General features: G+C 64.3%; 26 protein-coding genes and 1 pseudogene. 15 read left to right on the plus strand and 12 right to left on the minus strand.

Features of this window, described 5'->3' with window-relative positions:
* Positions 1-78 precede the first annotated feature (78 nt).
* On the plus strand, positions 79-726 hold the full coding sequence (locus G6N27_RS05235) for an SOUL family heme-binding protein (protein WP_372512997.1): 648 nt from the start codon (positions 79-81) through the stop codon (positions 724-726).
* A 35-nt stretch (positions 727-761) separates the two neighbouring features.
* Positions 762-1,006: pseudogene (locus G6N27_RS05240) on the plus strand (hypothetical protein).
* A gap of 15 nt (positions 1,007-1,021) precedes the next feature.
* Here G6N27_RS05240 and G6N27_RS05245 read toward each other — a convergent pair.
* Both G6N27_RS05245 and G6N27_RS05250 read right to left on the minus strand, forming a co-directional pair.
* Positions 1,022-2,203 (minus strand): serine hydrolase domain-containing protein, encoded by a 1,182-nt coding sequence (locus tag G6N27_RS05245; protein ID WP_163775388.1) that lies wholly within the window; start codon positions 2,201-2,203, stop codon positions 1,022-1,024.
* Positions 2,200-3,681 carry a biotin carboxylase gene (locus tag G6N27_RS05250; protein WP_163775389.1) on the minus strand — a complete coding sequence of 494 codons (1,482 nt, stop codon included), beginning with the start codon at positions 3,679-3,681 and terminating at the stop codon, positions 2,200-2,202. Before G6N27_RS05250 ends, G6N27_RS05245 begins: the two co-directional genes overlap by 4 nt.
* A 282-nt stretch (positions 3,682-3,963) precedes the next feature.
* Between G6N27_RS05250 and hadC the strand changes: the two genes are divergently transcribed.
* From hadC to G6N27_RS05270, 4 genes are all read left to right on the plus strand, one after another.
* On the plus strand, positions 3,964-4,488 hold the full coding sequence (gene hadC / locus G6N27_RS05255) for a (3R)-hydroxyacyl-ACP dehydratase subunit HadC (protein WP_163775390.1): 525 nt from the start codon (positions 3,964-3,966) through the stop codon (positions 4,486-4,488).
* 45 nt (positions 4,489-4,533) lie between these two features.
* Positions 4,534-4,767: a hypothetical protein gene (locus G6N27_RS05260; protein WP_163775391.1), complete on the plus strand. Its 234-nt coding sequence runs from the start codon at positions 4,534-4,536 to the stop codon at positions 4,765-4,767.
* Complete coding sequence (locus tag G6N27_RS05265) at positions 4,757-5,068, plus strand: type II toxin-antitoxin system PemK/MazF family toxin (RefSeq protein ID WP_163775392.1); 312 nt, start codon at positions 4,757-4,759, stop codon at positions 5,066-5,068. Before G6N27_RS05260 ends, G6N27_RS05265 begins: the two co-directional genes overlap by 11 nt.
* A gap of 117 nt (positions 5,069-5,185) precedes the next feature.
* Positions 5,186-5,614, plus strand: coding sequence for a cellulose-binding domain-containing protein (locus G6N27_RS05270; RefSeq protein WP_163775393.1), 429 nt, complete (start codon positions 5,186-5,188; stop codon positions 5,612-5,614).
* Positions 5,615-5,636: 22 nt separating this feature from the next.
* Here G6N27_RS05270 and G6N27_RS05275 read toward each other — a convergent pair whose 3' ends face one another.
* Together G6N27_RS05275 and G6N27_RS05280 are read right to left on the minus strand one after the other, a co-directional pair.
* Complete coding sequence (locus G6N27_RS05275; RefSeq protein WP_163775394.1) at positions 5,637-5,984, minus strand: DUF732 domain-containing protein; 348 nt, start codon at positions 5,982-5,984, stop codon at positions 5,637-5,639.
* A 220-nt stretch (positions 5,985-6,204) separates the two neighbouring features.
* Positions 6,205-6,687, minus strand: a complete 483-nt coding sequence (locus G6N27_RS05280; RefSeq protein ID WP_163775395.1) for a MarR family winged helix-turn-helix transcriptional regulator — start codon at positions 6,685-6,687, stop codon at positions 6,205-6,207.
* Positions 6,688-6,782: 95 nt separating this feature from the next.
* On the opposite strand from G6N27_RS05280, the gene G6N27_RS05285 reads away from it, so the two are divergent.
* A complete protein-coding gene (locus G6N27_RS05285; RefSeq protein WP_163775396.1) occupies positions 6,783-7,412 on the plus strand; it encodes an NADPH-dependent F420 reductase in 630 nt (209 codons plus the stop codon).
* 38 nt (positions 7,413-7,450) lie between these two features.
* Entirely contained in the window at positions 7,451-8,395 is a 945-nt protein-coding gene (locus G6N27_RS05290) for an SDR family oxidoreductase (RefSeq protein WP_163775397.1), read from the plus strand.
* A 69-nt stretch (positions 8,396-8,464) separates the two neighbouring features.
* On the opposite strand, the gene G6N27_RS05295 is transcribed toward G6N27_RS05290, so the two are convergent.
* Positions 8,465-10,150, minus strand: a complete 1,686-nt coding sequence (locus G6N27_RS05295; protein WP_163775398.1) for a GMC family oxidoreductase — start codon at positions 10,148-10,150, stop codon at positions 8,465-8,467.
* 197 nt (positions 10,151-10,347) lie between these two features.
* Between G6N27_RS05295 and G6N27_RS05300 the strand changes: the two genes are divergently transcribed.
* The 3 genes from G6N27_RS05300 (at position 10,348) to G6N27_RS05310 (ending at position 11,665) form a co-directional block, all read left to right on the plus strand.
* Complete coding sequence (locus tag G6N27_RS05300; RefSeq protein WP_163775399.1) at positions 10,348-10,977, plus strand: NAD(P)-dependent oxidoreductase; 630 nt, start codon at positions 10,348-10,350, stop codon at positions 10,975-10,977.
* 158 nt (positions 10,978-11,135) lie between these two features.
* Complete coding sequence (locus G6N27_RS05305) at positions 11,136-11,342, plus strand: antitoxin MazE-like protein (RefSeq protein ID WP_163775400.1); 207 nt, start codon at positions 11,136-11,138, stop codon at positions 11,340-11,342.
* Positions 11,339-11,665, plus strand: a complete 327-nt coding sequence (locus G6N27_RS05310) for a type II toxin-antitoxin system PemK/MazF family toxin (protein WP_163775401.1) — start codon at positions 11,339-11,341, stop codon at positions 11,663-11,665. Before G6N27_RS05305 ends, G6N27_RS05310 begins: the two co-directional genes overlap by 4 nt.
* Positions 11,666-11,995: 330 nt before the next feature.
* Here the strand turns inward: G6N27_RS05310 and G6N27_RS05315 are convergent, their stop codons facing one another.
* The 3 genes from G6N27_RS05315 to G6N27_RS05325 all read right to left on the minus strand — a co-directional run bounded on the left by G6N27_RS05315 (position 11,996) and on the right by G6N27_RS05325 (position 15,425).
* Positions 11,996-12,562 carry a dihydrofolate reductase family protein gene (locus G6N27_RS05315; protein WP_163775402.1) on the minus strand — a complete coding sequence of 189 codons (567 nt, stop codon included), beginning with the start codon at positions 12,560-12,562 and terminating at the stop codon, positions 11,996-11,998.
* A gap of 179 nt (positions 12,563-12,741) precedes the next feature.
* Positions 12,742-14,052, minus strand: coding sequence for a class I SAM-dependent methyltransferase (locus tag G6N27_RS05320; protein WP_163775403.1), 1,311 nt, complete (start codon positions 14,050-14,052; stop codon positions 12,742-12,744).
* Entirely contained in the window at positions 14,049-15,425 is a 1,377-nt protein-coding gene (locus G6N27_RS05325) for an FAD-binding oxidoreductase (RefSeq protein ID WP_163775404.1), read from the minus strand. The genes G6N27_RS05320 and G6N27_RS05325 overlap by 4 nt, the downstream gene beginning before the upstream one ends.
* A gap of 170 nt (positions 15,426-15,595) precedes the next feature.
* Here G6N27_RS05325 and trhA point away from each other — a divergent pair, with 170 nt between their 5' ends.
* Positions 15,596-16,342 carry a PAQR family membrane homeostasis protein TrhA gene (gene trhA / locus G6N27_RS05330; RefSeq protein ID WP_163775405.1) on the plus strand — a complete coding sequence of 249 codons (747 nt, stop codon included), beginning with the start codon at positions 15,596-15,598 and terminating at the stop codon, positions 16,340-16,342.
* A gap of 5 nt (positions 16,343-16,347) precedes the next feature.
* On the opposite strand, the gene G6N27_RS05335 is transcribed toward trhA, so the two are convergent.
* The 3 genes from G6N27_RS05335 to G6N27_RS05345 are packed head-to-tail and all read right to left on the minus strand — an operon-like array spanning position 16,348 to position 20,357.
* Positions 16,348-17,076: a ZIP family metal transporter gene (locus G6N27_RS05335; RefSeq protein ID WP_163775406.1), complete on the minus strand. Its 729-nt coding sequence runs from the start codon at positions 17,074-17,076 to the stop codon at positions 16,348-16,350.
* Between the two features lie 30 nt (positions 17,077-17,106).
* Positions 17,107-19,449, minus strand: a complete 2,343-nt coding sequence (locus tag G6N27_RS05340) for a phosphoketolase family protein (protein ID WP_163775407.1) — start codon at positions 19,447-19,449, stop codon at positions 17,107-17,109.
* A gap of 44 nt (positions 19,450-19,493) precedes the next feature.
* The gene (locus G6N27_RS05345; protein ID WP_163775408.1) at positions 19,494-20,357 is read right to left on the minus strand and encodes a universal stress protein; all 864 of its coding nucleotides are present in this window, start codon (positions 20,355-20,357) and stop codon (positions 19,494-19,496) included.
* Positions 20,358-20,564: 207 nt separating this feature from the next.
* Here G6N27_RS05345 and G6N27_RS05350 point away from each other — a divergent pair, with 207 nt between their 5' ends.
* Complete coding sequence (locus G6N27_RS05350; RefSeq protein WP_163775409.1) at positions 20,565-21,440, plus strand: universal stress protein; 876 nt, start codon at positions 20,565-20,567, stop codon at positions 21,438-21,440.
* A 25-nt stretch (positions 21,441-21,465) separates the two neighbouring features.
* Here G6N27_RS05350 and G6N27_RS05355 read toward each other — a convergent pair whose 3' ends face one another.
* Positions 21,466-22,353, minus strand: coding sequence for a universal stress protein (locus G6N27_RS05355; protein ID WP_163775410.1), 888 nt, complete (start codon positions 22,351-22,353; stop codon positions 21,466-21,468).
* A 187-nt stretch (positions 22,354-22,540) separates the two neighbouring features.
* On the opposite strand from G6N27_RS05355, the gene G6N27_RS05360 reads away from it, so the two are divergent.
* Positions 22,541-22,939: a DUF1801 domain-containing protein gene (locus G6N27_RS05360; RefSeq protein ID WP_163775411.1), complete on the plus strand. Its 399-nt coding sequence runs from the start codon at positions 22,541-22,543 to the stop codon at positions 22,937-22,939.
* Between the two features lie 15 nt (positions 22,940-22,954).
* Positions 22,955-24,787: a hypothetical protein gene (locus G6N27_RS05365; RefSeq protein WP_163775412.1), complete on the plus strand. Its 1,833-nt coding sequence runs from the start codon at positions 22,955-22,957 to the stop codon at positions 24,785-24,787.
* Position 24,788: the final 1 nt, after the last annotated feature.

The raw sequence follows: 24,788 nt of genomic DNA on the forward strand, positions 1-24,788 counted from the left end.
GCCGGCTATTAGGCAACTGGTGAATGTCGAAACTAGGCTTTCCGCTATAACCCTGCCGAATATGAAAGGGAGATGGCTGTGTTGACAGCGGTCGTGAAGATTGCCAAGAGCATCATCGAAGCCGGCGGATCGGTGGTCGGGTTTCGTGGCTTCACCGAGGAGCCCGCCCACAGCACTCAGCGGCTTCCAGGCGGCGTGGAGCTACGACGCTACGAAGCGCGGGTCGCCGCCGAGACAACGGTTGACGACCCCGATGAGGAATCCGCGCGGCGGATCGGGTTTCAGCGCCTGGCCGGCTATATCTTCGGCGCGAACCACGTCGACATCGGCGCCCCGAAGCGGGCACCGGTCGTCGCGCAGTTCCGCGGCGGACGCGGCGAGAAGATCGCGATGACGGCGCCGGTCACACAATACGCCAGCCCCGAAGGGCAATGGGTGATCCGGTTTTTCATGCCCAGCGCCAAGACGCTGGAGTCGCTGCCTGCGCCGGACGACCCGGCGGTCAGCTTGGTGACTGCCCCGGCCGAAACCATTGCTGTGCGCCGGTTTTCCGGCAGCACCAGCCCCGACGCGCTCGCCGCGCAGACAGCGGCTCTGGTGCAGACACTGCATGACCAGGGATTGGAAGCGACCGACTCGCCCGCCGTGTGGTTCTACGATCCGCCGTGGACCCTGCCCTTCCTGCGCCGCACCGAGATCGTCATACCGGTCAGACCCGCTGCCTAGCAAGCGAATACCATCACCGGGTGAGCGGACCGTAGATGACGGGTGACGGGCATTGCGTCGTCATCGATGGTCACCGATGGCGTGCCACCGACCCGTCGATTCCTGAGGACCGTCGAACCGAACTCGTCCGGATACTGATGGCGTGGCGCCGAGATGTGGGTCGCACCAAGGGCACGCCGCCAAAGTCGCTCTGGGGGAGCGTGGCTCGCCGCCGTGGTGGGAGCAGACCGACGAGCAACGCCGCGAACGGTGGCAGGCCGAGGTGTCCGAACCGGGTTAGCGCCTGCGCGGCAAGCTAATTGGTGATTCCGGCGAGTTCGTATGCCACCGCGTCGAAAGCGCGCAGCGTGTCCAACATGTGCGGCTCGTGCGAATGTTCCTGGGTGGACAACTTGGCGGCGACCATCTCCGCGGCGCGGTTGACGTAGATCATCTGGCCACACATGCCGAGGCACAGCACCACGTTGCTGCCCGGGTAGGGAAACCACATCTGGTTGCGGTACATCCCGCCGGGCAAATCGGTGTCGTGGTCGGGGCTGGCGGCGAATGCGTGTCGCGAGTCGGGCCCGCCGTCGAGGGTGTCCGCGATCCACGCCGCCGGCACCACCTGCTGTCCGGTCAACGAGGCGCCGTCGCGCAAGAACAGCGAACCGAACCGGATCATGTCGGTGAGACAGGCGCTGATGCCGCCGTCGAAGAGTCCAGTGCCGACCGTGTCCACGCCGATGGTGGCATCGTGTTGCGCGCCGATACGGCTCCACAGCAGCTCCGACATCAGTTTGGGCATCCGTTGACCGCCGACGGCCTCGCAGATCCAGCCGAGGACGTCGGTTTCACAGGAGCGATATTCGAACGGGCCGCCGTGCGCCGATTTCCGCCGCAAGGTCAGCAGGAAATCCTGCAGCGTGGCGGGACCGTCCGGGCTGCTTTTCGGCGCCCACCCCATCGACTGGTCCAGGAGGTGGATCTCGGCGGCCGGGTCGTCGTAGTTCTCCGAGAAGGCGATTCCCGACCGCATGTCCAGCAGGTGGCGGACCGTCGCACCGGCGTAGCCGCAATTCGCAAGGGCGGGAACGAATGTCGTGACCGGCGCGTCGAGATCGATCGCGCCGGCCCCGTGCAGCGCACCGACGACGGCTGCCACCAGTGACTTGCTCACCGAGAACAGCAGGTGCCGGGTCCGGGGCACCATTCCGTCGAGGTATTCCTCGGCCACCACCGAACCGCGGTACGCCACCGCCCAGCCATCGGTAGCGGTGGCAGCCATCACCGCATCGACGGTGGTGGCCGCACCGTGCGTGCTGGTGACGCGGATCTCGCCGACCGGAGCTTTGGCGGCGGGCAACGCCACCGTCGGCCCGGTCCCGCGCGCAATCAACGCGGTCGGCACGAAGTCTTCGACGTGTTGGAAGGACCAGTGCGAATGTGGCGCCGACAACCAGTTGCCCAAAGTGATACCGGCCGGCCGGTTGCTCACGCTCGTGCGACGAGCCGCGAGACGATTGGCGTGGCCGGCGTCAGGGGCGTGGAGACGAACTGCGCCTTGATGGCGCTCACCCAGCGTCGGCAGCGCTCGGTCAGCTGGTAATCGTCGGTCTGCAGGTGCCCCCGGGTGATCAGCACGCCGAGTTGAGCTCCCTCGCAACGTAAGTCGCCGGGCGCCGCGACACGCATGAAGAAGGCCTCGGACTCGTCGAGCAGCGTGGCCGAGTCGTTGCCTTGGCGCGCAAAGGACGCGCGCCCCTCCTCGTCGAGGCGCCACACTCCGGTGCGCGGGGTGGCGGTGAAGAGCTCGACATCGGTTGCGGTCTCCGAAATGATCAGCTGACCCCAGACCTCGTCGTCGCCGTAGCCGCGCTCCCACCGCTCGTTGATCTCGTCGACGTCGAGTTCGTAATCGACGTCCATGTATTCGAGCAGGTGGAAGAGGAACAACGGCATGTCGGCGTAGGCCTCGGTGGTCAGGTTCGTCATCGGGCTCGCGCCGGACAGCCGCGGATTCACCTCCCCGAGATAGAGCTCGTCAGAGTCCAGATCGTGCAACAGGTCGACCTCGAAATAGCCGCGGTATCCCTCGCGGCGCAGCACGTCGCCGAGCTTCCGCACCATCTGTCGCGCGACGTGCTTCTGCGCGGGCGGCAGCACCTCGCCCCACACGTCATTGCCACACCAGCCGCCCTTGGTTGGAGTCAGCTCCGGGTAACCGACGAGACTCGTCATCGCGGGGCCGATCACGGTGCCGTGGCGGGTCACGGTGCCTTCGATGCACACCTCGACATTGCGGATGCGCTTCATGACCTTGACTTCCTGCTCGACCAGGTCGCCGGCGCACTGATCCCAGTCGTGCTGACCGCGGACGAAGAAAGTCGCGCTGCCGGCGGCGCCGTACGCGGCCTCGACGACGAGATCGTCGCCCAGCCCGGCGTTGTTCGCGAGCGCCGTCAGTTCGTCGTAGGAGCCGACCCGCCCGATCGCGTTCGGCACGCTCGGCACACCCGCTTCATTGGCCAGGCGGGTCATGACGATCTTGGAGCCGAGACGATGACGCAGCTCCGCCGGCGGGTGCATGACATTGAGCCCCGCCTGGCGCGCGAGGGCCTCGGTGTCCCCGTCGAGCATCACAAAGCAGGCGTTGCCGCCGAGGCCTCGTCGCGCGATGAATTCAAGTGTCTCGGGATCACCCAGGAGGTGGTTGCACACGTCGCCCATGCACCCGAAATCGATCCGGTCGCGCCGCCGAGGCACGAACACGCGCGAATGTGCGCCCTCGAAAGAGTCAAAGTAGTTCAGATAGAAGAAGTTTCGCACCCAGCGGTCGATACCGAGCAGGTTGAACGGGGTCGGTGAGATGAAGTACAGCGGCACCGCGTTGGTGTGAAAGAACGCGCGCACGTCTGAGATGCCGTTCAGCACGCGGCGCGGCGCGGGTTCCGAACCGCCGAGCGGCGCGGTCACGTCGGCCGCGTCCGGCGCGTAGGCGCGGTGGTCGGCGCGGCAGTGGCGAGTTCGGTGACATCCATGCGACAAGTGTGCACCCGCCGATGGCCGTATGCGTCCGCGGTTCGGCGTTGAGGACCGCCGAGCCTGGCCTGTTGCCGAATAACGCTGGGCCGCAGCGCAATACGCAGAAGCTATTCGGCAGGGGAGAAGGACTGGCCACGGGCTGTCGATAAATGCAATAGTCCGGCAAGACGCGTAATGTGTCGGTCTGGCGTTCAGCGCCGTAGGGTCCTAGCAATGGCCCTGAAAACGGACATCGAAGGCATGGCGTGGCCCTATCCCGAAACATTCGTCGTCGGGCGAGAAGATGTACGCGATTTCGCCAGGGCCGTGCAGGCGAACGATCCCGCCACGTTCGATGACGATGCCGCCTCCGAAATGGGTTACGTAGCGGTCGTCGCGTCACCGACGTTCCCGGCGATATTCGCCTCGCTCATTCAGCGGCATTTTCTCAGCAATGTCGACGTCGGCATGGACGAGATTCAGATGATCCAGGTCGAGCAGCGCTTTCGCTACCATCGACCGATCGTGGCCGGCGATGTACTTCGCGGGACGATGTATGTCGAGTCGGTCGACGAGCGGTTCGGCGCTGACATTGTCACGACGCGCAGCGTCTGCACCGATCAGCACGGCGACATGGTCCTCGAAGCGTCGACAACCATGATGGGTCGCCACGAGGATATGTCCGAGTATCTGACTTGGGACAATGCTGAGGGCCGACACGTGCGCACTCCCGGCTGGCAGGGGCCGAACTCGCCGTAATTCGCGGCGGCATCGCTGTCTTACAAAACGTCGTACACTTTCGCGATGGCAGACACGATCACCTTTCGGCCCGACGACGACACGTCAAAAGCACTGCGGGTTTTGACGAGCGATGGGACACCGGTTTCGGCAGCCGTCCGGGCCGCTCTCATTGAGGCCGCGCGACGAAAGGCGGGCGAGGCAATTCGCGCCGAAGCGGAGCGGCTCGCACAGGACGAAGTAGATCGCGCTGAAGCAATGCAGGTGTTGCGCGATATGGAGACCCTGCGTGCGTGGTGAGGTATTTGAGCTGCGCGCGCCGCGGGGGAGTCGCGGTCACGAACAGTCCGGCTCGCGCTACGTCGTCGTAGTCCAGTCAGACCAACTACCGCTGTCGACCTGGCTCGTCGCACCGACGTCCACGTCGGCGCGCGCCGCGAGCTTCCGACCCGAGATCCAGATCGGCACAACGACAACCCGCGTACTGGCCGAACAGACCGCAGCCGTCGACCCTGCTCGGCTCGGCGGCAGTGTCGGATTCCTCAGCCGCGACGAGATACGCCGCGTGGACGCCGCACTGCGCATCGTCCTGGATCTATGACCGCAGCGCCTGGGGATCGAAGCCGACATCTCGCGACGGTTTCGGTTGGGCAAAGGTCCCGCAGCCTAGCCGCGATGCGAAGGCCGAAATCGCCTGCCTGCGCCTAACGTTGGCCCTATGGCCCGACTGGACAATTGCGTGAAGCGCGGGCGCACAGTGCTGCACATAACCATGTCGGCATTGATGGTTGCCGTCGTTGGACTCGCCGTCACACCCGCGGCGCACGCGGCTGCGGCCACGGCGACGTTGTCGGTGGAGCATGCCTGGCAAACGGGTTTCATCGCCCACTTCACTGTTATCAACTCGAGCGCGGCGCCGCTGTCCGACTGGAAGCTTGAATTCGACTTGCCGGCGAACGAATCCATCTCTCACACGTGGAATAGCACCCTCGCACAATCGGGCACGCACTACGTCCTCAGCCCCGCGAATTGGAACCTCACCATTGCACCCGGTAGTTCAGCCACAGGCGGTTTCAGAGGCGTCGTGTCCGGCTCGTACTCGCCACCGTCTAATTGCATGTTGAACAGGCAGTATCTCTGCAGCTAGAGGCTGGGAGACCGCCTGATTTTCAGCTGGTGCTGTATGCCCAGTAGTCGAACGTGCCGGGTTGCGGGCAGAGGTCGTTGTATGCGGCCATCACGAAATGTCCCGCTTGCTCGCTGGTCAGCGTCGGATGGTCGCGCACCAAGCCCGCGGCCACCTCAGTACCGGGGGCTTGCAGAACCCACAGTTGCCGACACACGCTGTAGCCGTCTGCCAGCATCGCCGGGTCCGCTCCGGTGATGCCCGCTGCGCGTGCGGCGGCCAAGAAGTCCGGAACGGCGTTGGGTTGCGGTGCCGGGCTGGCGCCGGCTGGCGCGGCCAAGCTTACGGAGATGACGGCTCCAAGGGTGCCGACCAGCAGTTTCCCGATCACGAGAGATCCCCTGTTCGTTTGCTGTTTACCTTTTCACCTACTTTAGTTCATTTTGCAGACAACTGCGATTAATGCCGCGTTTAGACCCGCCCGTGTTTGGCGGATGGCGGCCAGGCTTGCGTCGGATCTTTCGGGACGAATGCCGCATGCGGGGCGGGGGACGGGTCGGTCGTCACTCGTGATGAAGCCGATGCGTCGGCGCAGGGGTCGCAGGTTGAGGTTAAGAAGGTTCGTTTTCGGCGGGGGAGTCGTAGTTTGCGGCCAGGTGGTGCAGGACCCGTTCATTGAGGGTCGCGAGCGTGTCGAGTTCAGCCGGGGTGAGCAGGTCGATGAAATTCCGGCGGACGTCCTCGACGTGGCTGGGTGCCGCCTTCTTGATGGCGGCACGGCCGGCGTCTAGCAGGCAGACCAGCGTGCTGCGGGCGTCGTCGGGGTTGGGCTCGCGGCTGATCAGGCCGTCCTGCTGCATCCGCCGCAGCTGGTGAGACACCCGGCTTTTTTCCCAGCTCAGGGCTTTGCACAGGTCGCGGGCGGGCATGCGGTCCCCGTCGTAAGCCGAGAGCGCCGCGAGGACCTCGTAGTCGGCGCCGGACAGGCCTGATTGCTGGAGGCCGCGGTTCAGGTGTGCCACGAGCTGATGATGGCCGTGCATGAAGGCTCGCCATGCACGGTCTTCATGAGCGTTCAGCCAGTTCGGTTCCATCGATCTCCATGCTACCCCAATTGGTTGACGCATCACCAATCTTTCCATATGGTTGAACCATCAACCTTTTGGTCATCAACCGAGACGGGACTTTCATGAGCAGCATCAGCATCATCGGCCTGGGGAACATGGCCGGCGCCTTGGCCGAGCGGGCGATCGCCGGCGGCAACGCGGTCGAGATCATCGGCCGCGACCCGGCCAAAGCGAAGGAGTTGGCCGCATCACTCGGCGGCGCCACCGTTGGGACGGCCGGCACCGCCCCGGCGGGGGACATCGTTATCCTCGCCGTGCCGTACGGCAGCGCGGCGGCGGTGGTTAGCGAGTACGGGGACGCACTCATCGGCAAGATCGTCATTGACATCACCAACCCCGTCGCCCCCGATCTCACGGGCTTTGTCACCCCTGACGGCAGTTCCGGCGCGCAGGAGATCGCCAAGGCCGCCCCGGCCGGCGCGCATGTCGTCAAGGCGTTCAACACCCTGTTTGCCAATGTTCTGGCCGCCGGCTCAGCCGAGGGTCGCCCGTTGGATGTGTTCATCGCCGGCGACGACGCGCAGGCCAAGGCGCATGTGTCGGTGTTCATCGAGAGCCTGGGACTGCGTCCGTTCGACGCCGGACAGCTGCCGATGGCGCGGTCACTGGAGAACGCCGGCCTGCTGGAGATGGGCCTTACCCACTCCCTCAAGCACACCAACTTCGCCCTCGGCGTCAACCTCGTCAGTTAGACGACGGCCTCCACCACCTACCTCGGAAGGACACTCACATGCGCGTTTTTATCGCTGGTGGGACCGGCCACGCCGGTTCGCACATCATCCCCGAGCTGATTGGTGCCGGACATGAGGTCACCGGCCTGGCCCGGTCGGACGCCGCCGCGGCGGCGGTGTCCGCGCTCGGCGCGAAGGTGCGTCGCGGCGAACTCGAGGACCTCGACGGGCTCAAGGAGGCGGCTGCGGACTCCGACGGGGTCATCCATGTCGCACACCGGCAAGACCTGCTTCCCTCCGGCGGGATCGACGCCGTGGCCGCCGCGGAGCTGCCGATCATGCTCGCGTACGGCGACGCATTGGCAGGGACGGGAAAGCCGCTGGTCGCAGCGGGGAGTATCGGCTCGCCTGGAAACCTGGGCCGACCGGCCACCGAGGAAGACCCCGCTCTTCCCAGCGGCCAGGAGCACAAGGGCACGCTGCGTGTTCGTAACGTCGTGGAACGCGCGGTGGTCGGCCTCGCCGAGCGGGGAGTGCGGTCTTCGATCGTGCGGCTTCCGCTCATCGCGCACAGCACAACCGATCGTGCCGGCTTCCTTCCGGGGCTGATCGCGCTCGCGCAGGAGAGGAACTTCGCCGGCTACCCGGGAGACGGCGCGAACCTGTGGAACGCCGTGCACATCCGCGATGTCGCATCGTTGTTCCGCCTGGCGCTGGAAAAGGGGCCGGCTGGCAAGTATTGGCACGCGATTCAGGACGGGGGCATCCCGTTCCGCGACATCGCCGAGTCCATTGGCAGCCGCCTGGGCCTGCCCGTCGTGAGCGTTCCCGAGGACGTCCTGATGTTGCCGGGATACTTCGGGTCCCTCACGAACCTCGTCACGATGGACGTCCCCGCGACCAACCTCATCACGCGCCGGACCCTGGGCTGGGAACCCGCTCAGCCCAACCTGCTCGCCGATTTGGACAACGGCCACTATTTCTCCGGCCGGCTGACGGCCTAGGCGCACGGGGGAGTGACACAACGGACGTATCGACCGCGCAAGCAGATTGATGTCTCGGTGTCGACCGATTCATCCCAGAATCGCCCGCGCTACGCGCTCTGCGATGAGCATGACCGGCGCGTTGGTGTTGCCGGAGATGATGGTGGGCATGGCCGACGCGTCGACCACTCGAAGGCCGGCGACGCGATGCACGCGGCAGTCGGTGTCGAGCACCGTGGCGGCCGACCGTGGCCGACCGTGGGCGTCAAAGGATCCCATCGCGCAGGTACCTACCGGGTGAAAAATCGTCGTACCGAGTTCACCGGCCGCCTTCTGTAGCTCTTCGTCGCTCACCAGTTGCGGGCCGGGAAGCAACTCTTGCGGGCCGTAGCGGGCCAGCGCTGGCGCCGCCATGATCTGCCGGGTCATCCGGAGGCCCTTCACGGCGATTCGACGATCCGCGTCAGTCGACAGGTAATTGCAGAAAATCTTGGGGTTGGTCAGTGGATCTGCGCTGGCCATGCGCACGTGGCCACGCGAGGTGGGCCGCAAATTGCAGACCGAGGGAGTGATCGCTCCGAACGGGTGCAGGGGTTCGCCGAACTTCGGCAAAGACAAGGGCTGCACATGCCACTCCAAATCGGAACTTCCTAGCGAGGGGTCGCTCTTGGCGAAAGCCCCCAGGGTGGACGGCGGCATGGTCATGGGCCCCGACCGCAACAGCAGGTACTGAAGTCCCATGCCCGCACGGGTGATCCAGTTGCGGTACAGCGTGTTGACGGTCGGGGCGCCCCGGACCCGGTAGACCGTTCGAAGCTGCAGGTGGTCCTGGAGGTTTTCGCCCACTCCTGGCAGATCGACGGCCACCGGCACGTGATGCTGAGCAAGCAGGCCGGCCGGGCCCAGACCCGAGACTTGCATCAGATGCGGCGAGCCAATAGCTCCGGCGCTCAAGATCACCTCCCGGCGGGCTCGGACGTCGACGGTCTGGCCACCTGTGATCAACCGCAGCCCGGTGACGCGTTGCTGCGCCGTGGTCCAGGCACCGCGACGCTGATCCTCGCGGACATGGTCGTCCATCAGAAGCCGCAAGGCCTGCGTCTGTGTGTAGATAGAGAGATTGGGTCGGTGGGCGATGGGATGCAAGAACGCATCAGCCATCGACCAGCGACGGCCACGTCGTTGGTTGACATGAAAGTACGCACTGCCGGCGTTGTCGCCCCGGTTGAACTCATCGATCGGAGCAATACCCACTTGGGCAGCGGCGGCCTGCCAGGCGTCCAAGATCTTCCAGCGCACACGAGGCCGCTCGACGCGGATCTCACCACCGACGCCATGCCAGTCGTCGGCGCCGCCGAAGTAGTCTTCCAAATGTTTATAGATCGCCAGCGTCTCGCCTGGACTGTCCGAACCACCCCAAAGCCATCTCTCGTCACCGGTGGCCTGCGCCCACAGGTCGTAGTCGCTCGCCTGTCCGCGCATGTGGATCATCGCGTTGATCGACGAGCAGCCTCCGATCACACGGCCCCGCGCATAGTGAATGCTGCGCCCGGCCAAGCCGGGGTCGGCCTCGGTCGTAAAGCACCAATCGGTGCGGGGATTGGCGATCGTGTACAGATAGCCCACCGGCACCTTGATCCAAAACCAGTCATCACTGCCGCCGGCCTCTATCAGGAGCACACGGCGATCGGGGTTGGCGCTGAGCCGATTGGCAAGCAGGCAGCCGGCGCTGCCTGCTCCCACGATGATGAAGTCGAATTCGGCGACCGGGCTCATTCCGTGTCCTAGTGTGCGCGATCACCACTTCATCTGGTCGGGGAATGATTGGCCCCGAACAGATGCGGCGACAACTGAATCGGGATCAAGCAAAGCCGACGCCGCGACTGGGGACGACGCCGAAGCATTGGCGTGCGGATCGTGGGCTGAGGCCATACTGGTTCTTGAGAAGAACATCTCACGTGAGGAACATGCCCGTGGAACACGCTGTCGTCCTTGGAGCGACCGGCCGCGTCGGCGCAGCGGTGGTGAAATTCGCCTTGGAAGCAGGCCACCGTGTCACTGCGGTGGCACGAAACCCCGCAAGAGTCCTCGTTTCGCACGACCAGCTGAGCGTCGTCCAGGGCGACACCCTCGACCCGGCCGCCATCCGATCCGTCCTGACCGCCATCCCGGGTGCCACCGCAGTCGTAATGGCCGTCGGTGCCGACCCTTTGCGACCGTCCACCGTGGTCACCGAGACCGTGCGCAACGTGACATCGGCCATGGTCTCGGTCGGTCCTAGGCGCTACCTCGGCATCACCGGTACCGCCCAGATGCCCGCTACATTCCTGGGCCGCATCACCCAGGCCATGGTCCGGCGCGCGATCAAAGCCGCCGCCGACCACCAAGGCGCCTACGACATCCTCACTGCCACCGACCTCGACTACACGCTGGCAGCATGCCCTTACATCAAGGACGGCCCGTACACGGGCCGCTACCACCGCGAACCCGGCAAGTTCCCCGGGGGATTCAAGACCATTGCTCCCGCTGATGTCGCCGATTTCCTTGTCGACGAGCTTGGGGCACACCGATACCATCGCCAGACCATCGGGATCTGGAGATGACTCCGGCGCCGGGGCTCGAGACCTACGCGGGCTAGCCGGCTCGCGTGTCCCAGAGACACGGAAACCTCGAAGCAGTCTACGAGGCCGCAGGCTGTCGGCCCGCGTGACAGGTTTGCTCTCCGCTGATCCAGGACCGGCGTTACATGTAACATGTCAGCATGGCCGTGAGGGAAAGAGTCGGCGAGTACCGTCGCCGGATGCGAGAACGAGGGCTGCGACCACTCCAGGTCTGGGTTCCCGACGTGCGGACCGAGGCTTTCGCCGCCGAAGCACGTCGCCAGGCTTTGGTAGTCGCGCACGCGGACGAAATCGGCGACGACCAAGACTTCGTCGACGCGATCTCGACGCCTTGGGACGAGGAGTGAATCGGGGGGAGATTTGGACCGTGGCGGGCGGCGTCTATGCAACGAAGCCTCGTCCGGCGGTGATTATCCAGGATGACCTTTTCGCTGCAACGAGTTCGGTGACGGTCGCTCCGATGACGAGCACACTGTTGGACGCTCCGCTGATACGCATACGCATCGGCGCAGGCCGCTTGTCAGGACTGGACCACGACAGCGACGTGATGGTCGACAAGCTCACAACCGTTCGGAGATCAAACATCCACGCTCGCGTCGGCCGACTCAACGCCGAACAACTCGTCATGACCGAACGAGCATTGATGGCATTCCTCGGCCTTGCGAGCTAACTGAAACCCATTGAGCCACAACCGAAAACGGGGATACCTTACTTGACATAATGTCGCTTATCGGCAAAACGCTGACGTGCGGCGAGTTAATCGACCGCGGCCGACTGGGCGGCTGTCCGATGATCACCGGCCCCCGACAACCCCCCTGCGTGCACACGCGAGCAGATTTTTCTTGAGGCGTTGAGACGTCAGCGCCGGGCCGGGTTCCAGATCGACCACGCCCGCCACAATTTGCCCCTACCGAGAGCGTCCGCATTGAAGCTCCGCGCGTTGGGATTACGTCACTGTGACGAAATTCCACGCGCGACGACCGGATGACTCCACGTCCGATCAGTCCCGTTTCGCCTCGTAGCGCAGCAGGACCGTTCCGCCCGGAAAGGTGCGGTTCTCCAACAGTCGCAGCGAGATCCATGACGGCAGTGTCGGGAAGAACGGCGTGCCGCCGCCCACTGCGGTGGGCGTGAGCACGATTCGGTACTCGTCCACCAGTCCGGCCCGCACGATGGGTGCGGCCAGCGTCGCGCCGGCCACCTCGAGCCTGCCGTCGATGTCGGCTTTCAGCTTCGTCACCACCTCCACCGGGTCGCCGCGTTCCAGGCGGGAGTTCCAGTCGACCGACTCCAGGGTGCGCGAAAACACGACCTTCGGCATGTCGCGCCAGATGTGCGCGAAGTCGACGATCACAGGGGTGGCGTCCGGGGTCTTGTCGGCGGTCGGCCAGTACGCGGACATCAGTTCGTAGAGCCGCCGACCGTAGATCGACACGGCGGTCTCCCGCTCGAAGTCGTTCCAGTACTGGTGCAGTTCTTCGCTCGGATCAGACCAATCGATGTTGCCTTGCGCGTCGGCGATGTACCCGTCCACCGAGACGTTGAAGCCATAGATGAGTTTGCCCATGCATTTCAGACTGCACCTGAGGGAAAAACTCATCGCGTCGACTCCCCTGCAGTTCACCGCTTGCCCGAGACACCTTCAATCGTCACAGTGACATTTCATCGGCGACTTCCCGGTCGTCAGATAAGCTGTGCGACAGGCTTTTCCGCCGTGTCGGGGCTCAGTCAAAGGTGCAGCCCGGGTTAGGCCTGCCACCATGGGCGCAGTGGCAGGCCGTCGTTACCATGTTTGGCGAGGTTGGACGCGAGCACGTGGTGCAGTTGAATATTGTTCTGTTCGAACGCCACCCGGGACGCCGCCATGTACAAGCCCCACACCTTCGCGGTGGCGATGCCAACCTCGGCGACAGCCTCGTCCCAGTGCGCGACGAGGTTGCGGGACCAGTCACGCAACGTCATCGCGTAGTGGTGACGAAAATTTTCCGCGTGGAGCACCTCGAATCCCACGTCTTGGATGTGGGAAAGAATGCGGCCCGACCCTGTCAGCTCGCCGTCCGGAAAGACGTAGCGATCGGTGAAGCTGCTCGCGCGGAAGTTCGCCTTGTTGTTGTTGCGGGTGATGCAGTGGTTGAGCAGCAAACCGTCGGTGCGCAACTTGGACTTGAGGAACCCGAAATATGACGGATAATTCTTCACGCCGATATGTTCGGTCAGACCGATCGAAGAGACTGCGTCGAAACCGGTTTCGTCGACGTCGCGATAGTCGCAGTGACGCACCTCGGCAAGTTCGCCGAGACCTTCGGCCTGGATCGCTGTTTGAGCCCAAGCAGCCTGCTGTGCGGACAATGTCGCGCCGATGGCATGGACGCCGCGGTGGGCGGCGTAGCGCACCATGCCACCCCATCCACAGCCGACGTCGAGTAGCCGGTCCCCCGGCTGCAACCTCAGCTTCTCGAAAATCAGCCGGTACTTGTTGTCCTGGGCCGCCTCCAGCGTTGCGTCGGACTCCGGATAGACCGCGCACGTATAGGTCATCGACGGTCCCAAGACCCACTCGTAGAAGGAGTTGGAGACGTCGTAGTGGTATCGGATGGCCCCGGCATCACGAGTCCTGCTGTGCCGCATGCCCTCGGCGACTCGGCGCCAGCGCGGAAGCATTTCCTGCGGCGGTGGCGCTGCCGGCAGGAGATGCTCGATGCCGACCGCGCGGATGATGCCGGCCATCAGTCGCGGCGAAGGCCTGGTGAACGCGACCTTTTCGGCCAGCAACTTGAGCACGTCGTAGGGATCGCCGGGGTGAACACCGCGCGCCTCGATGTCACCGGCAACGTACGCGCGGGCCAGACCGAGTTCACCTGGCGCGGTGGCCAAATAGGTCGTACCGCGAGGAGTCAGCAGGTCCATTCCCAGTTGGGCGTCTTCGGCTCCGGCGCTACTGCCGTCGTAGGCAGTGAACCGTAACGATTCCGTCGCGCCGCGGGTGAGGACCGCCAAGACGTCAGCGAGGCTCAACTTGCCGGTCGCGGTCGACGCCGGCTCCTTGGTGGTCGTCATCGTCGTTGCACCGCCTTTGCGTATAGGTCGAGAAAGCGGGAATCCGGATCGTAGATTTTCTTCGCGGTCTTGTACGTTTCGCCGCCGTAGAGTTCGTCGAACTCTTCTCTGCTGTAGTAGGAGTCGGAGTAAAGCGATTTGTGCCCGTCCAGCGAGCCGACCTTCTCCTCGATCAATCGATTCGTCGCGCCATCGGCCACGCCCGCCGGAACCGACGACCAGAAGCCGACATTGACGTAGCTGCGTCCCGGCCGGAGCGGATACAGCGACCAACCGTCATGATCGCGTAACCGCAACGGACACAACCAGATCGGAGCGATCGGCACCGCCTTGAGAAACCATTCCAAGAACTCCGTCGTGCGTTCTAGCGGAAGCTCGACATCTTGGACCACCCGTTCCCGAGGAGGACGGCCATTGCGCTTTTCGATGCGGTCGGCGATGCCGAACCGCCGGTCGAGTGCGACCAGCTTCCAGTACACGCTGCTGCGGCGGTAGCGTCGCGGCCACCAGCGTCGCAGACGGGGATTCTGTGCACCGAAAGCACCGGAGCACCAGAACCAATCGGTGTCCCACCGCCAGAAATAGTCGTGCGTTGTCAACCGGTCTTCTGTGGTGTCGGTGTCGTGCTGGATGGAGCGGTAGTAGATGCGTTGTCCGGTGTAGTCACTGGTCGGGCCGGGCGCCGCGGTGCGTACACCGAGAGACAAGTAGCTCTCGGTGGCGCTGAACACCACGCCGTCGAGATAGTCGACAGAGACACCGTCGAATTCGGCGGTGTCGATGATGCGGTTCATCGCCGCCATCAGGTGGCTGAGCGAGTGGAACCGCACATGCCGCAACGAGACGAACGGTTTGACGGATTCTAGTTCGATGCGCAACCGTGTCGAATATCCCAGTGTGCCATAAGAATTCGGGTATGCGCGGAAGAGGTCGGCGTGCTGCTGGGCGGAGGCGGTGAGCAATTCTCCTGTGCCGGTGAGGATATCCAACTCCAGCACCGACTCGTGAGGCAGGCCGTTGCGGAAGGAGGCCGACTCGATACCCAACCCGGCTACTGCCCCGCCCAGCGTGATGGTCTTCAATTGCGGGACCACCAGCGGCGACAGACCATACGGGAGCGTCGCTGCCACCAGATTTTCGTAGGTGCACATGCCGGCAACGTCGGCGGTGCGTGCCTCCGGGTCAACCGATATGACGTTCGTCAGCCCTGAAACGTCTAGTCCAGGAGTGCTGAATCTAGCGCGTTCGCGGAACAAATTGGAGGAGGCCTTGGCCAGTCGAACACCCGCCGTCGGGGGAATCGAACGGTAGCTCGCCAAAAACCGTTCGACGCCTTCGACATGTGCCGTAGGTGCGGATGCAGGGACAGGCATCGCCTAGACGATAGTCGCCGAAAACCGCCAGCGCAGACACACCGCACCAGCAAGCGCCAAGCGGGCGGCGCCGTCATGATCCTCGCAATACACGGTCATAGGTATCGTGACATGGTGGTTCAAGCTCGAAGCGGCCTGCCGACCCCGGGATGGTCGGTCGAGAAGGGTCGATGACGCCTCGCCGGGCGGACCCGAAAGCAGCTTCTCCAGCGGGAGATCTGGTGACCCCCGTCGTCGACGACCTGCCCCAAGGTCTCGCCGACACCGTCGCCGACCTGATCGGGAGACCGCGCGCACGCGGCTGGATCCACCTCTGCTCGGCGGCCATCGCCACCGTGGGCGGGCTGGCACTGGTGTCGGTTGCGGGAATCACATCAACACAGAAAGCCGTACTTGCGACCCTCATCTACACCGTCACCATTGTCGCGATGTTCAGCGTCAGCGCCATCTATCACCGCAAGCACTGGCACAATCCGGTGGCCTTGAAGTGGATGCAGCGGCTGGACCACTCAGCGATCTTCATCTTCATCGCCGGTAGCTACACCCCGTTCGCACTGCTGGCGATGCCGCCACGCACCGGCACCGAGATGCTGGCGATCGTCTGGGCGGGGGCAGCAGCCGGCGTGGCACTGAAGGTGTGGTGGCCGTCCTCCCCGCGATGGGTCGGCGTGCCGCTCTACCTCTTGCTCGGCTATGTGGGGATCTGGTTCGCCAGCACCCTGCTCGATGGCGGAGGTCCGATCGTCGTCGGCCTGCTCATCGCCGGCGGGGCCCTCTACAACGTCGGCGCCGTCTTTTTCGCCATTCGTTGGCCGAACCCATGGCCGCGCACCTTCGGCTATCACGAGTTTTTTCACGCCTTCACCGCAGCCGCGGCGGTGAGTCACTACGCCGCCGTGTGGTTCGTCGTCGTGTAGATCGTTCAGGTCGCGAGTCCCACGATCAACAACATGAACATCACCCCGGCGATCGTGCATGCCAACGTCGCAGCACCATGACGTCCGGCCTGAGCCCGGGGCAGGATATCGGCGCTCGCCAGATACATGAGGAAGCCGGCGAAGAACCCTAGATAGCAATCGAGTAGCCGATGCGGAATCGTCACGAGCAACGTGAGAGCCGCACCGGCAACCGGCGCCACGGCGTCAGCGACCAGCAGCATCAGCGCGCGGCGACGGCTGTTGCCGTAGAGCCAGGTCACGGTGTAGGTGTTGAAGCCGTCGGCAAAATCGTGGCCGATCACCGCCACTGCTACCACCACGCCGACGGCAGCACCCGCCTGAAACCCGGCGCCGATGGAAAAGCCGTCCATGACGCTGTGCCCGACCAGTCCCGATGCCGCCAGCAGTCCGACGGCGGGCGCTTCGTTCACCTCGCTCTCGCGTGATGCCTGGCCGCGATGGATGCCCACCGCGTGTTCGATCACGTGCAGCACCAAGAAGCCGAACACGAAAGCCACCAACGGGGTAGGTATGCCGAACAGGCGCCAGGGATCGTCGTTCAACGCTTCGGGCAGCAAATCGAAGCTCACCGCTCCGAGCATCAGCCCGGCGGCCAAGCCGAGCACCAGATAGCGATAGGACCTGATGCGCAGGGCGGCGTAACCGCCGAGCAACGTGGTGATGAACGAACCGAAGGCTACAAGAACAGCCACCGGCGTATCAGACTGTCAGACAACGTGAGGTCACGTTGACGACCATGTCCAGTCGGAGATCGCCGGGTCGTCCTCGCCGTGCTCACGGGTGTACCGGCGAGCGGCCAGGCGCGAGTCCACCATCCGTTGGCGCAACATCGCTGCGCGCTCGGCCAACCCGTCAACCCGATCGATGACGTCCATCACCAGATGGAAGCGATCCAGATCGTTGAGCATCACCATGTCGAACGGCGTCGTGGTGGTGCCTCGCTCCTTGAATCCCCGCACATGGATGTAGTGGTGCACGTCGCGGCGATACGTCAGCCGATGAATCAGCCACGGGTAGCCGTGGTAGGCGAAGATGACCGGTTTATCGGTGGTGAACAACGCGTCGAATTCATGATCGGTGAGCCCGTGCGGATGCTCGGAGTCCGGCAGCAGCCGCATTAGGTCGACCACGTTGACCAGTCGCACCCGAAGCTCGGGCAGTTCTCGTCGCAGAATGTCGGCGGCAGCCAACGTCTCCAGCGTGGGAATGTCTCCCGCACAGGCCATCACCACGTCGGGTTCGGCGGTCGCAGTGCTGGCCCACTGCCAGATGCCCAGACCGCGGGTGCAGTGCAGAATCGCGTCGTCCATCGGCAGATACGACAGCGCGGGCTGCTTGCCGGCCACGATGACGTTGACATAATTACGGCTTCGCAGGCAGTGGTCTGTCACCGACAGCAAACTGTTGGCGTCCGGCGGCAGGTAGACCCGCACGATCTCGGGACGCTTGTTGGCGACCAGATCGATGAATCCCGGGTCCTGATGAGATGCGCCGTTGTGGTCCTGGCGCCAAACATGGGAGCTCAGAAGGTAATTCAGCGATGCGATCGGCTGCCGCCAGGACAGTTCGCGGCTGGTGGACAACCATTTGGCATGCTGGTTGAACATCGAATCGACGATGTGGACGAACGCTTCGTAGCAGTTGAAGAGGCCGTGCCGACCGGTCAGGAGATATCCCTCGAGCCAGCCCTGGCAGAGGTGCTCGGAGAGCACTTCCATCACCCGGCCATCGGGTGCGAGGTTCTCGTCGTCGGGCGTGGTCCTCGACAGCCAGACCTTGTCGGTCGATTCGAAGACCGCCCCGAGCCGGTTCGATGCGGTCTCGTCCGGGCCCATCAATCGGAAGCGGTCGGGATTACGCACGATGACGTCGCGAAGGAAAGCCCCCAGAACGCGGGTCGCTTCGTGCATTGTGGCGGCCGGTTGATCCACTGGCACCGCGTAGTCGGCGAAGTCGGGCAGGTCCAATTCGCGGAGCAGTTGCCCACCGTTGGCGTGCGGATTGGCGCTCATCCGCCGCGCCCCGGTCGGTGGTAAGGCTCTGAGTTCAGGACGCAGCGCCCCGTGCTCGTCGAAGAGTTCCGCCGGGCGGTAGCTGTGCAGCCAGCTTTCCAGCTGCGCGCGATGTTCGGGGTTGTCGCGCGTTTCGGCCAGCGGCACCTGATGCGCTCGCCAGGTACCTTCCACCGGCTTGCCGTCCACCACTTTGGGACCGGTCCAGCCTTTGGGCGTGCGGAGCACGATCATCGGCCACACGGGACGGTCGGCGACTCCCCCGTTTCGCGCCGCCTTCTGAATCGCTGAGATCGCGTCGAACGCGTCGTCGAACGCCGCCGCGAGCTGCTGATGAACGATCTTCGGCTCGTCTCCGGAAACCGTGATCGGGCGGTAGCCGTACCCGCGCAACAGGGCTTCCAACTCGGGTGACGGTATGCGTTCCAGCACAGTCGGATTGGCGATCTTGTATCCGTTCAGGTGCAGAATCGGCAATACTGCCCCGTCGATCGCCGGGTTGAGGAACTTGTTGGAATGCCAGCTCGCGGCGAGCGGCCCGGTTTCGGCCTCACCGTCACCGATCACACACGCGACGACCAGGTTGGGATTGTCGAATGCCGCACCGAAAGCATGGACCAGGGAGTAGCCGAGCTCGCCGCCCTCGTGGATCGACCCGGGAGTCTGGGCGGCAACGTGGCTCGGGATGCCCCCGGGAAAAGAGAACTGCCGGAACAGCTTTCGCAAACCCTCAGCGTCCTGCCCGATGCCGGGATACACCTCACTGTAGGTGCCCTCCAGATATGCGTTGGCCACCAGTCCCGGTCCACCGTGGCCTGGTCCGGTGACGTAGATGACATCGGCGTCCCGGTCGCGGATGACGCGGTTCAGGTGCGCGTAGATCAGGTTGAGTCCGGGCGTTGTACCCCAGTGCCCCAACAGTCTGGGCTTGACGTGCTCAGCTTCGAGCGGTTCGGCCAGCAGCGGGTTGTCCAGCAGGTAGATCTGACCGACCGACAGGTAATTGGCCGCGCGCCAGTAGCTGTCGATCAGACGCAGCTGGTCTTCACTCATCGTGACCGGGTCGAGCGCTGTATGTCCAACGGATTGCGGTCGATTCACAGAACACTTCTTTCCGGTGCTGGCGGACACCCCCGTTCATTATCGTCGGTTTGTTCGGCGCCGTGGGCAACGAGAACTGAACAATCGGCGTGGGCGCGGATCGGCACCTTGTGCGGGCCCACCAACTGCAGCACCCGGTCGGCGCCTCCGTGGCCGATCACGACCAGCTGAATCGCCCCGATGAAGGTCTGGAGATACCGCTGCGCGCTCAGCCGGGTCGTCGCGACTTCGACCTTGACGTCCGGATATCGATGCAGCCAGTGGTTCAATCGGCGATAGACGCGTTCGTTGTCGATGTCGAAATGCGGCCAGGACCAGACGCCCAGCGCGAGGACGGGTGCACGCCGCACCCGGGCTTCTTCCATACCCCACCGCATCGCATTCTCATCACCCGGATCACCGTCGAGGATTACGACAATGAAGCCGGCCTCCGGCAGCGGCCGGCCGTGACTGCGCCGGATGATCGCCACCGGGCAGCGTGCTCGCTCAGCGAGCGTCGCGGCGGTCGATCCCAGGACCGCAGCAGCAACCCGGCCGATGCCCGCGGACCCGACGCAGACGAGGGTCGCGCTTTCCGACTCCCCGATCAGTGCCGCCCCGACGTCGCCGTGTAGCACCTCGGTGTCGACCTCGACGGGAAGCCCGGTTGCTTTTACCGCCGAACAGGCGGCGTGCAAAGCGCTTTCCGAATATTGGCGCTCGGGTCCGTCGAGGTCGGCCGATTCGTGGATGACGTGTACGAGCCGGAGCGCAACGGCGTGGTGGACGGCTTCCTTGGCTGCCCATTCGGCCGCACCGATCGCTGCGTCCGAGCCGTCCACGGCGACGACGACGGGTCTTGGTGGCAATGCGTTGTTCATAGGCGCTCCTGAGCGGGCGTAGGACACCGATGACGGTATCGACGCGATCCGCTGAAGGCAGGAGGCGTAGTGCCCCTTGTGGCTGGACATTGGACCCTAGAGGCAATATGGCCACTTCGCCAGGGACCTACGCCTCTGCGCTGTCACGGGTCTGGCTCGTAGCGTCGACGGCGAATCAGCCTGGGTGGTAGTCGAAAGGACAGCCAAATGACCGGCTCGGAACAGCATCTCGGCGTCGTTGTCGGCGTCGACGGGTCAGGCAACTCCGATGTGGCGGTCCGGTGGGCTGCGCATGAGGCGGCGATGCGCAAGGAGCGCCTCACGCTCGTACAAGCGATCGCCCTGCCGATCCCCGGATGGCCCCCGTCGAATCTCCGCGAACTCTGCGAAGCCGACGCGGAGGCCATTCTCGACGACGCGGTGACGAACATCAACGACTTCGTGAAGGACGGCGCCCCAAGTGATCTGAACCGCAAGCTGTTGTTCTCTCAGCCTGCTTCGGCAATGGTTGACATGTCGAAAAACGCGGACATGGTGGTCGTCGGGGCTCGCGGGTTGGGCGCCCTGCGCCGGGTGTTGTTGGGATCGGTCAGCACCGCCCTCATCCATCACGCCCACTGCCCGGTCGCGGTGATCCACCAAGACGCTTCGCTCTACGCGGAGGCCACCACGGCACCGGTGCTCCTGGGCACCGATGCATCAGCGGCGTCCGAACTCGCAACCGAAATCGCCTTCGACGAAGCAGCGATGCGCGGCGTGGATTTGCTTGTGCTGCACGCCGCCAGCGACACCGACATGTCTCACATTCTGAGCACCACATACTCGACCGGGCTGTCCGCTGTCGGCGAGATGCTGACCGAACGCCTGGCCGCCTACCAGGAACGCTATCCGGGGGTGAGCGTTCAGCAGACCGTGGTGGACGACCGGCCGGCCACTCACCTGGTCAACCTCGCCGCGAGTGCGCAGCTTGTGGTCGTCGGCAGCCACGGCCGGGGCGGGTTCGCCGGCATGGCACTCGGATCGGTCGGCACCGCGGTCGCGCATGCATCCCGCACCCCGGTGATAGTTGCTCGCAGTCAGTAGGATCCGGCGACTGAGCATTCGGGCCTCAAGGCCGCGCCACGATCACGGGCCTGTGCACCGACTGAACGACGGCGTGGCTGACGGACCCCAACATCATGCGGGAGACCATGTTTCGTCCGTGGCTGCCGACTACGACGAGCTGTGCCGCGCCGGACGTATCGACAAGCGCATGCGCAGGACGATCACACAGCAGACGTTTGGTCACCGTGACGTCGGGGTAGCGTTCCTGCCAGCCCGCCAACGCCTCGCTGAGGAGGCGTTCTTCTTCGGCCTTGACCGCTGGCCAGTCGATGCCGGGCAGTTCGACCAGCTCTCGATCGCTCCACGCGTGCAGGGCTACCAGGCCGACATGCCGACGCGAGGCTTCGTCGAACCCGATCTTCAGAGCAAGTTCCGAGGACGGGGAGTGGTCTATCCCCACGAGAACCGGTGCCTGCGCACGATCCTGCGTCCGGGGCTCTTCGTCGCGGACGACCGCGACCGGGCAGTGGGCCTGCCGCAACAGTTCGGAGCTGACCGAGCCGAGCAGACCGCGGGTCAAAGCTCCGCGCCCATCGGTGCCGACGACCACGAGGTCGGCTTTGTGGGACAGTTCGACAAGTGTGGGAACGGTGGCCGAAAAGAGCAGTTCGGTGTTGATCGCAATCGGATTTTCGGCCCCGGTTGCGGCGTCGTGGGCGATTTTCGAGGCGTTCGCGAGCATGCCGCGTCCCTCGGATTCCTGCCACTTGGCGAATTCGTCGAGCAGTGGGGCCTGTGCCCACGTTGAAGCACCCGGGTTGGCCACGTGCACCAAGCTGAGCGGGATGTTACGCATCATCGCTTCACGGGCACCCCACCAGACCGCGGCGTCTGATGCGGGCGATCCGTCGACACCCACCATGACGCCGTATTCCGTTTTCTGTGAGGACATTTCGACTCTCCCTTCGCTGACGCACACGCTAGGCGGCGTCAGGTCATCAGTCGTGAGGCTTTGGTCCCTGATGTGCAGGGTCCTAGGACATTCCGCGGTCGAGCAGCCCGGATGGATTTCGGGCTCGCCCGGCAGGGATACTCAAGGTGACGGCCGACTTTGACGAAAGAAGCAGGGTTACTCGAGCATGGCGAAGGCGAATGCCCCGAAGGACGGCGCTAGCGCCGAATCTCCCGCGCAACTGATCGACGCCAGGATCAAGGAGCTGGGCGATTGGAGAGGTGAGACTCTTGCCCACATCCGGAAGCTGATCAAAGCGGCCGTTCCCGATGTCGTCGAAGAGTGGAAGTGGCGAGGCGTCCCGGTCTGGTATCACGCCGGCATGATCTGCACCGGCGAGACATACAAGAACGCGGTGAAGGTGACCTTCGCCAAAGGCGCGGCGCTGGACGACCCGTCAGCGCTCTTCAATGCCAGCCTCGATGGCAACACCCGGCGCGCCATCGACTTTCACGAGGGCGACAAGCTCGACGACAAAGCGTTCACCGCGCTCATCCGTGCTGCCGCCGCGCTGAACGCGTCGTGAGCCGAGGGAGGCGCCATGGCCGGTGACGAACCGATGATCGTGGTGTTGGGCCCGCTCGGCGGCGGCACCTCTGCGGTGGCCAGCGTGCTGCGACAGCTGGGCGTGTTCATGGGGCGCGGCTTCGACGCGAGTTACCGCGAATTGCATGAGATTTGGGAAGACGCGGATATCAGCCAATTGATCCGCAGGGCCATCAGTCTGCCCACCGCGCAGCTGCAAATGGAGCCATCCCTGTTTCAGGAAAAGCTTCGAAGCTGGGCCGACGATCACCGCCGCGCTGCCCGGGCCGCGGGATCACGGCCGGGTGTGAAGCACCCCCTGCTGTGCGTCGCAGTCGATCTCCTGCCTGGCGCGTGGGGCCCGATCGTGCCGGTCGTGGTGGATCGCCCCTTCGCCAAAGTTGCGGCGACGCTGAGCCGACTCGAATGGTTTCAGGATCAACAGGAGCGGGAGGCCACGACGAGACGTCTGATCGCGGCCCGAGACCTTTCGTTGGCCAATTCGCCAAAAGTCACAGTCGATTTCGAAGAGCTCCGCGCATCGCCCCTGACGGTGGTCCGCCGACTCGTCGACGAACTGGGCCTCGACGTGACAGAAGCCCAGGTGCAGGCGGCCGTGGACAGTGTTGTGAAGCCACCCGACGTACCCAAAGACGTCGACCCCTTTCAGCGGTTCATCGATGAGCTGCTACCCGCAGTGGAGCGCGATCCCGAGGATCTGCGGTCGGTATCCATGCTGGCTCAGGTTTATTTCGACTCGCGCGATTTCGTCAACGCGCGCAAGTGGTTTGCACGCATGATCGAGCTCAGTGCGGGCGCGGGCGAGGAAACCTTTTTGGCGATGTTCCGGGTCGCGCAGTCGATGGAGGAGCTCGGCGTTCCGTGGCACGAGGTTCAGGACGCGTATCTGCTGGCGTGGGAGTTCCGACCCACCCGGGCAGAACCCCTGTACTGCATCGCCCGCCACCACTTCAACGAGAAGCACTACCGGCTGAGCTACCTGTTCGCCGCGCACGCCGCCGAAATTCCGCGTCCCGATGACGACATGGTGTTGCCGTACCCCGACATCTATGTGTGGCGCGCAGCGGATGCGCAGGCGAAGTCCGCGTTCTGTAACGACGAACACCTCGACGCGTTCATGCTGTGGCGGGCGCTGCTGGCGCGGCCAGACATCCCCGACGGCGAGCGACAACGAATCGCCGAAAGCCGTGACCAAGCGGTTCCGGCCATGCTGGAGGCCGTATCGCAATACCCAGATGCTCTGGTGCGCAACCTCATCGGCGCGCAAACCGACGCGGACGTAACCGTCAGCCTGATCGTGGGACCGGACCTGGTTGACGCCCAGCAGACACTGAACTCGTTTCTCAATTGCTGCGCCGATGTGGAGTACGTCGGGCGCTTCCTCGCGATCGACGTCGGGCTGTCCGCCACCGACCGCGAGATGCTACAGGCGCTCTACGAATTTCTGGAATTCCTAGAGCCTGGCTCCGGGGACGCGCCGGGCACTCAGCTCGAGCAGATCCGCGGACACATTCAGGGGCGGCTGTGGCTGCATCTGGGTCAGAGCTGGCGATTTTTCGCTCCCGAGAACTTGATCGGCCGCCTCGCGGGTGTACTCGACGCCGAACCGAGCGTGTTCCAGGTGGCCGTCAACTTGGCCGACGCGGCGACGCTGACCGGCGTCAGCGCGCCGGAAGACATGGCGCGCCGGGCATTTGGAGCCGGCCGGTACGTCATGACCAATTCGGTGGCCCGCGGCCCGGCAATGTTCGACACTGCCCGCTTTGATCAAGCCGCGGGGCTAGGGACGGCCAGCCTCGACGAAGTGCTGTGTATCGCCGCGCCCTGAG

It is taken from the genome of Mycobacterium cookii (genome assembly GCF_010727945.1).
GTDB lineage: Bacteria > Actinomycetota > Actinomycetes > Mycobacteriales > Mycobacteriaceae > Mycobacterium > Mycobacterium cookii.

Bases quoted from the DNA above. Each gene is read 5' to 3' on its own strand.
- hadC (WP_163775390.1), top strand. From the start codon at position 3,964: ATGGCCCTGAAAACGGACATCGAAGGCATGGCGTGGCCCTATCCCGAA.
- G6N27_RS05260 (WP_163775391.1), top strand. From the start codon at position 4,534: ATGGCAGACACGATCACCTTTCGGCCCGACGACGACACGTCAAAAGCA.
- G6N27_RS05270 (WP_163775393.1), top strand. From the start codon at position 5,186: ATGGCCCGACTGGACAATTGCGTGAAGCGCGGGCGCACAGTGCTGCAC.
- G6N27_RS05280 (WP_163775395.1), bottom strand. From the start codon at position 6,687: ATGGAACCGAACTGGCTGAACGCTCATGAAGACCGTGCATGGCGAGCC.
- G6N27_RS05285 (WP_163775396.1), top strand. From the start codon at position 6,783: ATGAGCAGCATCAGCATCATCGGCCTGGGGAACATGGCCGGCGCCTTG.
- G6N27_RS05290 (WP_163775397.1), top strand. From the start codon at position 7,451: ATGCGCGTTTTTATCGCTGGTGGGACCGGCCACGCCGGTTCGCACATC.
- G6N27_RS05295 (WP_163775398.1), bottom strand. From the start codon at position 10,150: ATGAGCCCGGTCGCCGAATTCGACTTCATCATCGTGGGAGCAGGCAGC.
- G6N27_RS05305 (WP_163775400.1), top strand. From the start codon at position 11,136: ATGGCCGTGAGGGAAAGAGTCGGCGAGTACCGTCGCCGGATGCGAGAA.
- G6N27_RS05315 (WP_163775402.1), bottom strand. From the start codon at position 12,562: ATGGGCAAACTCATCTATGGCTTCAACGTCTCGGTGGACGGGTACATC.
- G6N27_RS05320 (WP_163775403.1), bottom strand. From the start codon at position 14,052: ATGACGACCACCAAGGAGCCGGCGTCGACCGCGACCGGCAAGTTGAGC.
- G6N27_RS05325 (WP_163775404.1), bottom strand. From the start codon at position 15,425: ATGCCTGTCCCTGCATCCGCACCTACGGCACATGTCGAAGGCGTCGAA.
- trhA (WP_163775405.1), top strand. From the start codon at position 15,596: ATGACGCCTCGCCGGGCGGACCCGAAAGCAGCTTCTCCAGCGGGAGAT.
- G6N27_RS05340 (WP_163775407.1), bottom strand. From the start codon at position 19,449: ATGAGTGAAGACCAGCTGCGTCTGATCGACAGCTACTGGCGCGCGGCC.
- G6N27_RS05345 (WP_163775408.1), bottom strand. From the start codon at position 20,357: ATGAACAACGCATTGCCACCAAGACCCGTCGTCGTCGCCGTGGACGGC.
- G6N27_RS05350 (WP_163775409.1), top strand. From the start codon at position 20,565: ATGACCGGCTCGGAACAGCATCTCGGCGTCGTTGTCGGCGTCGACGGG.
- G6N27_RS05355 (WP_163775410.1), bottom strand. From the start codon at position 22,353: ATGTCCTCACAGAAAACGGAATACGGCGTCATGGTGGGTGTCGACGGA.
- G6N27_RS05360 (WP_163775411.1), top strand. From the start codon at position 22,541: ATGGCGAAGGCGAATGCCCCGAAGGACGGCGCTAGCGCCGAATCTCCC.
- G6N27_RS05365 (WP_163775412.1), top strand. From the start codon at position 22,955: ATGGCCGGTGACGAACCGATGATCGTGGTGTTGGGCCCGCTCGGCGGC.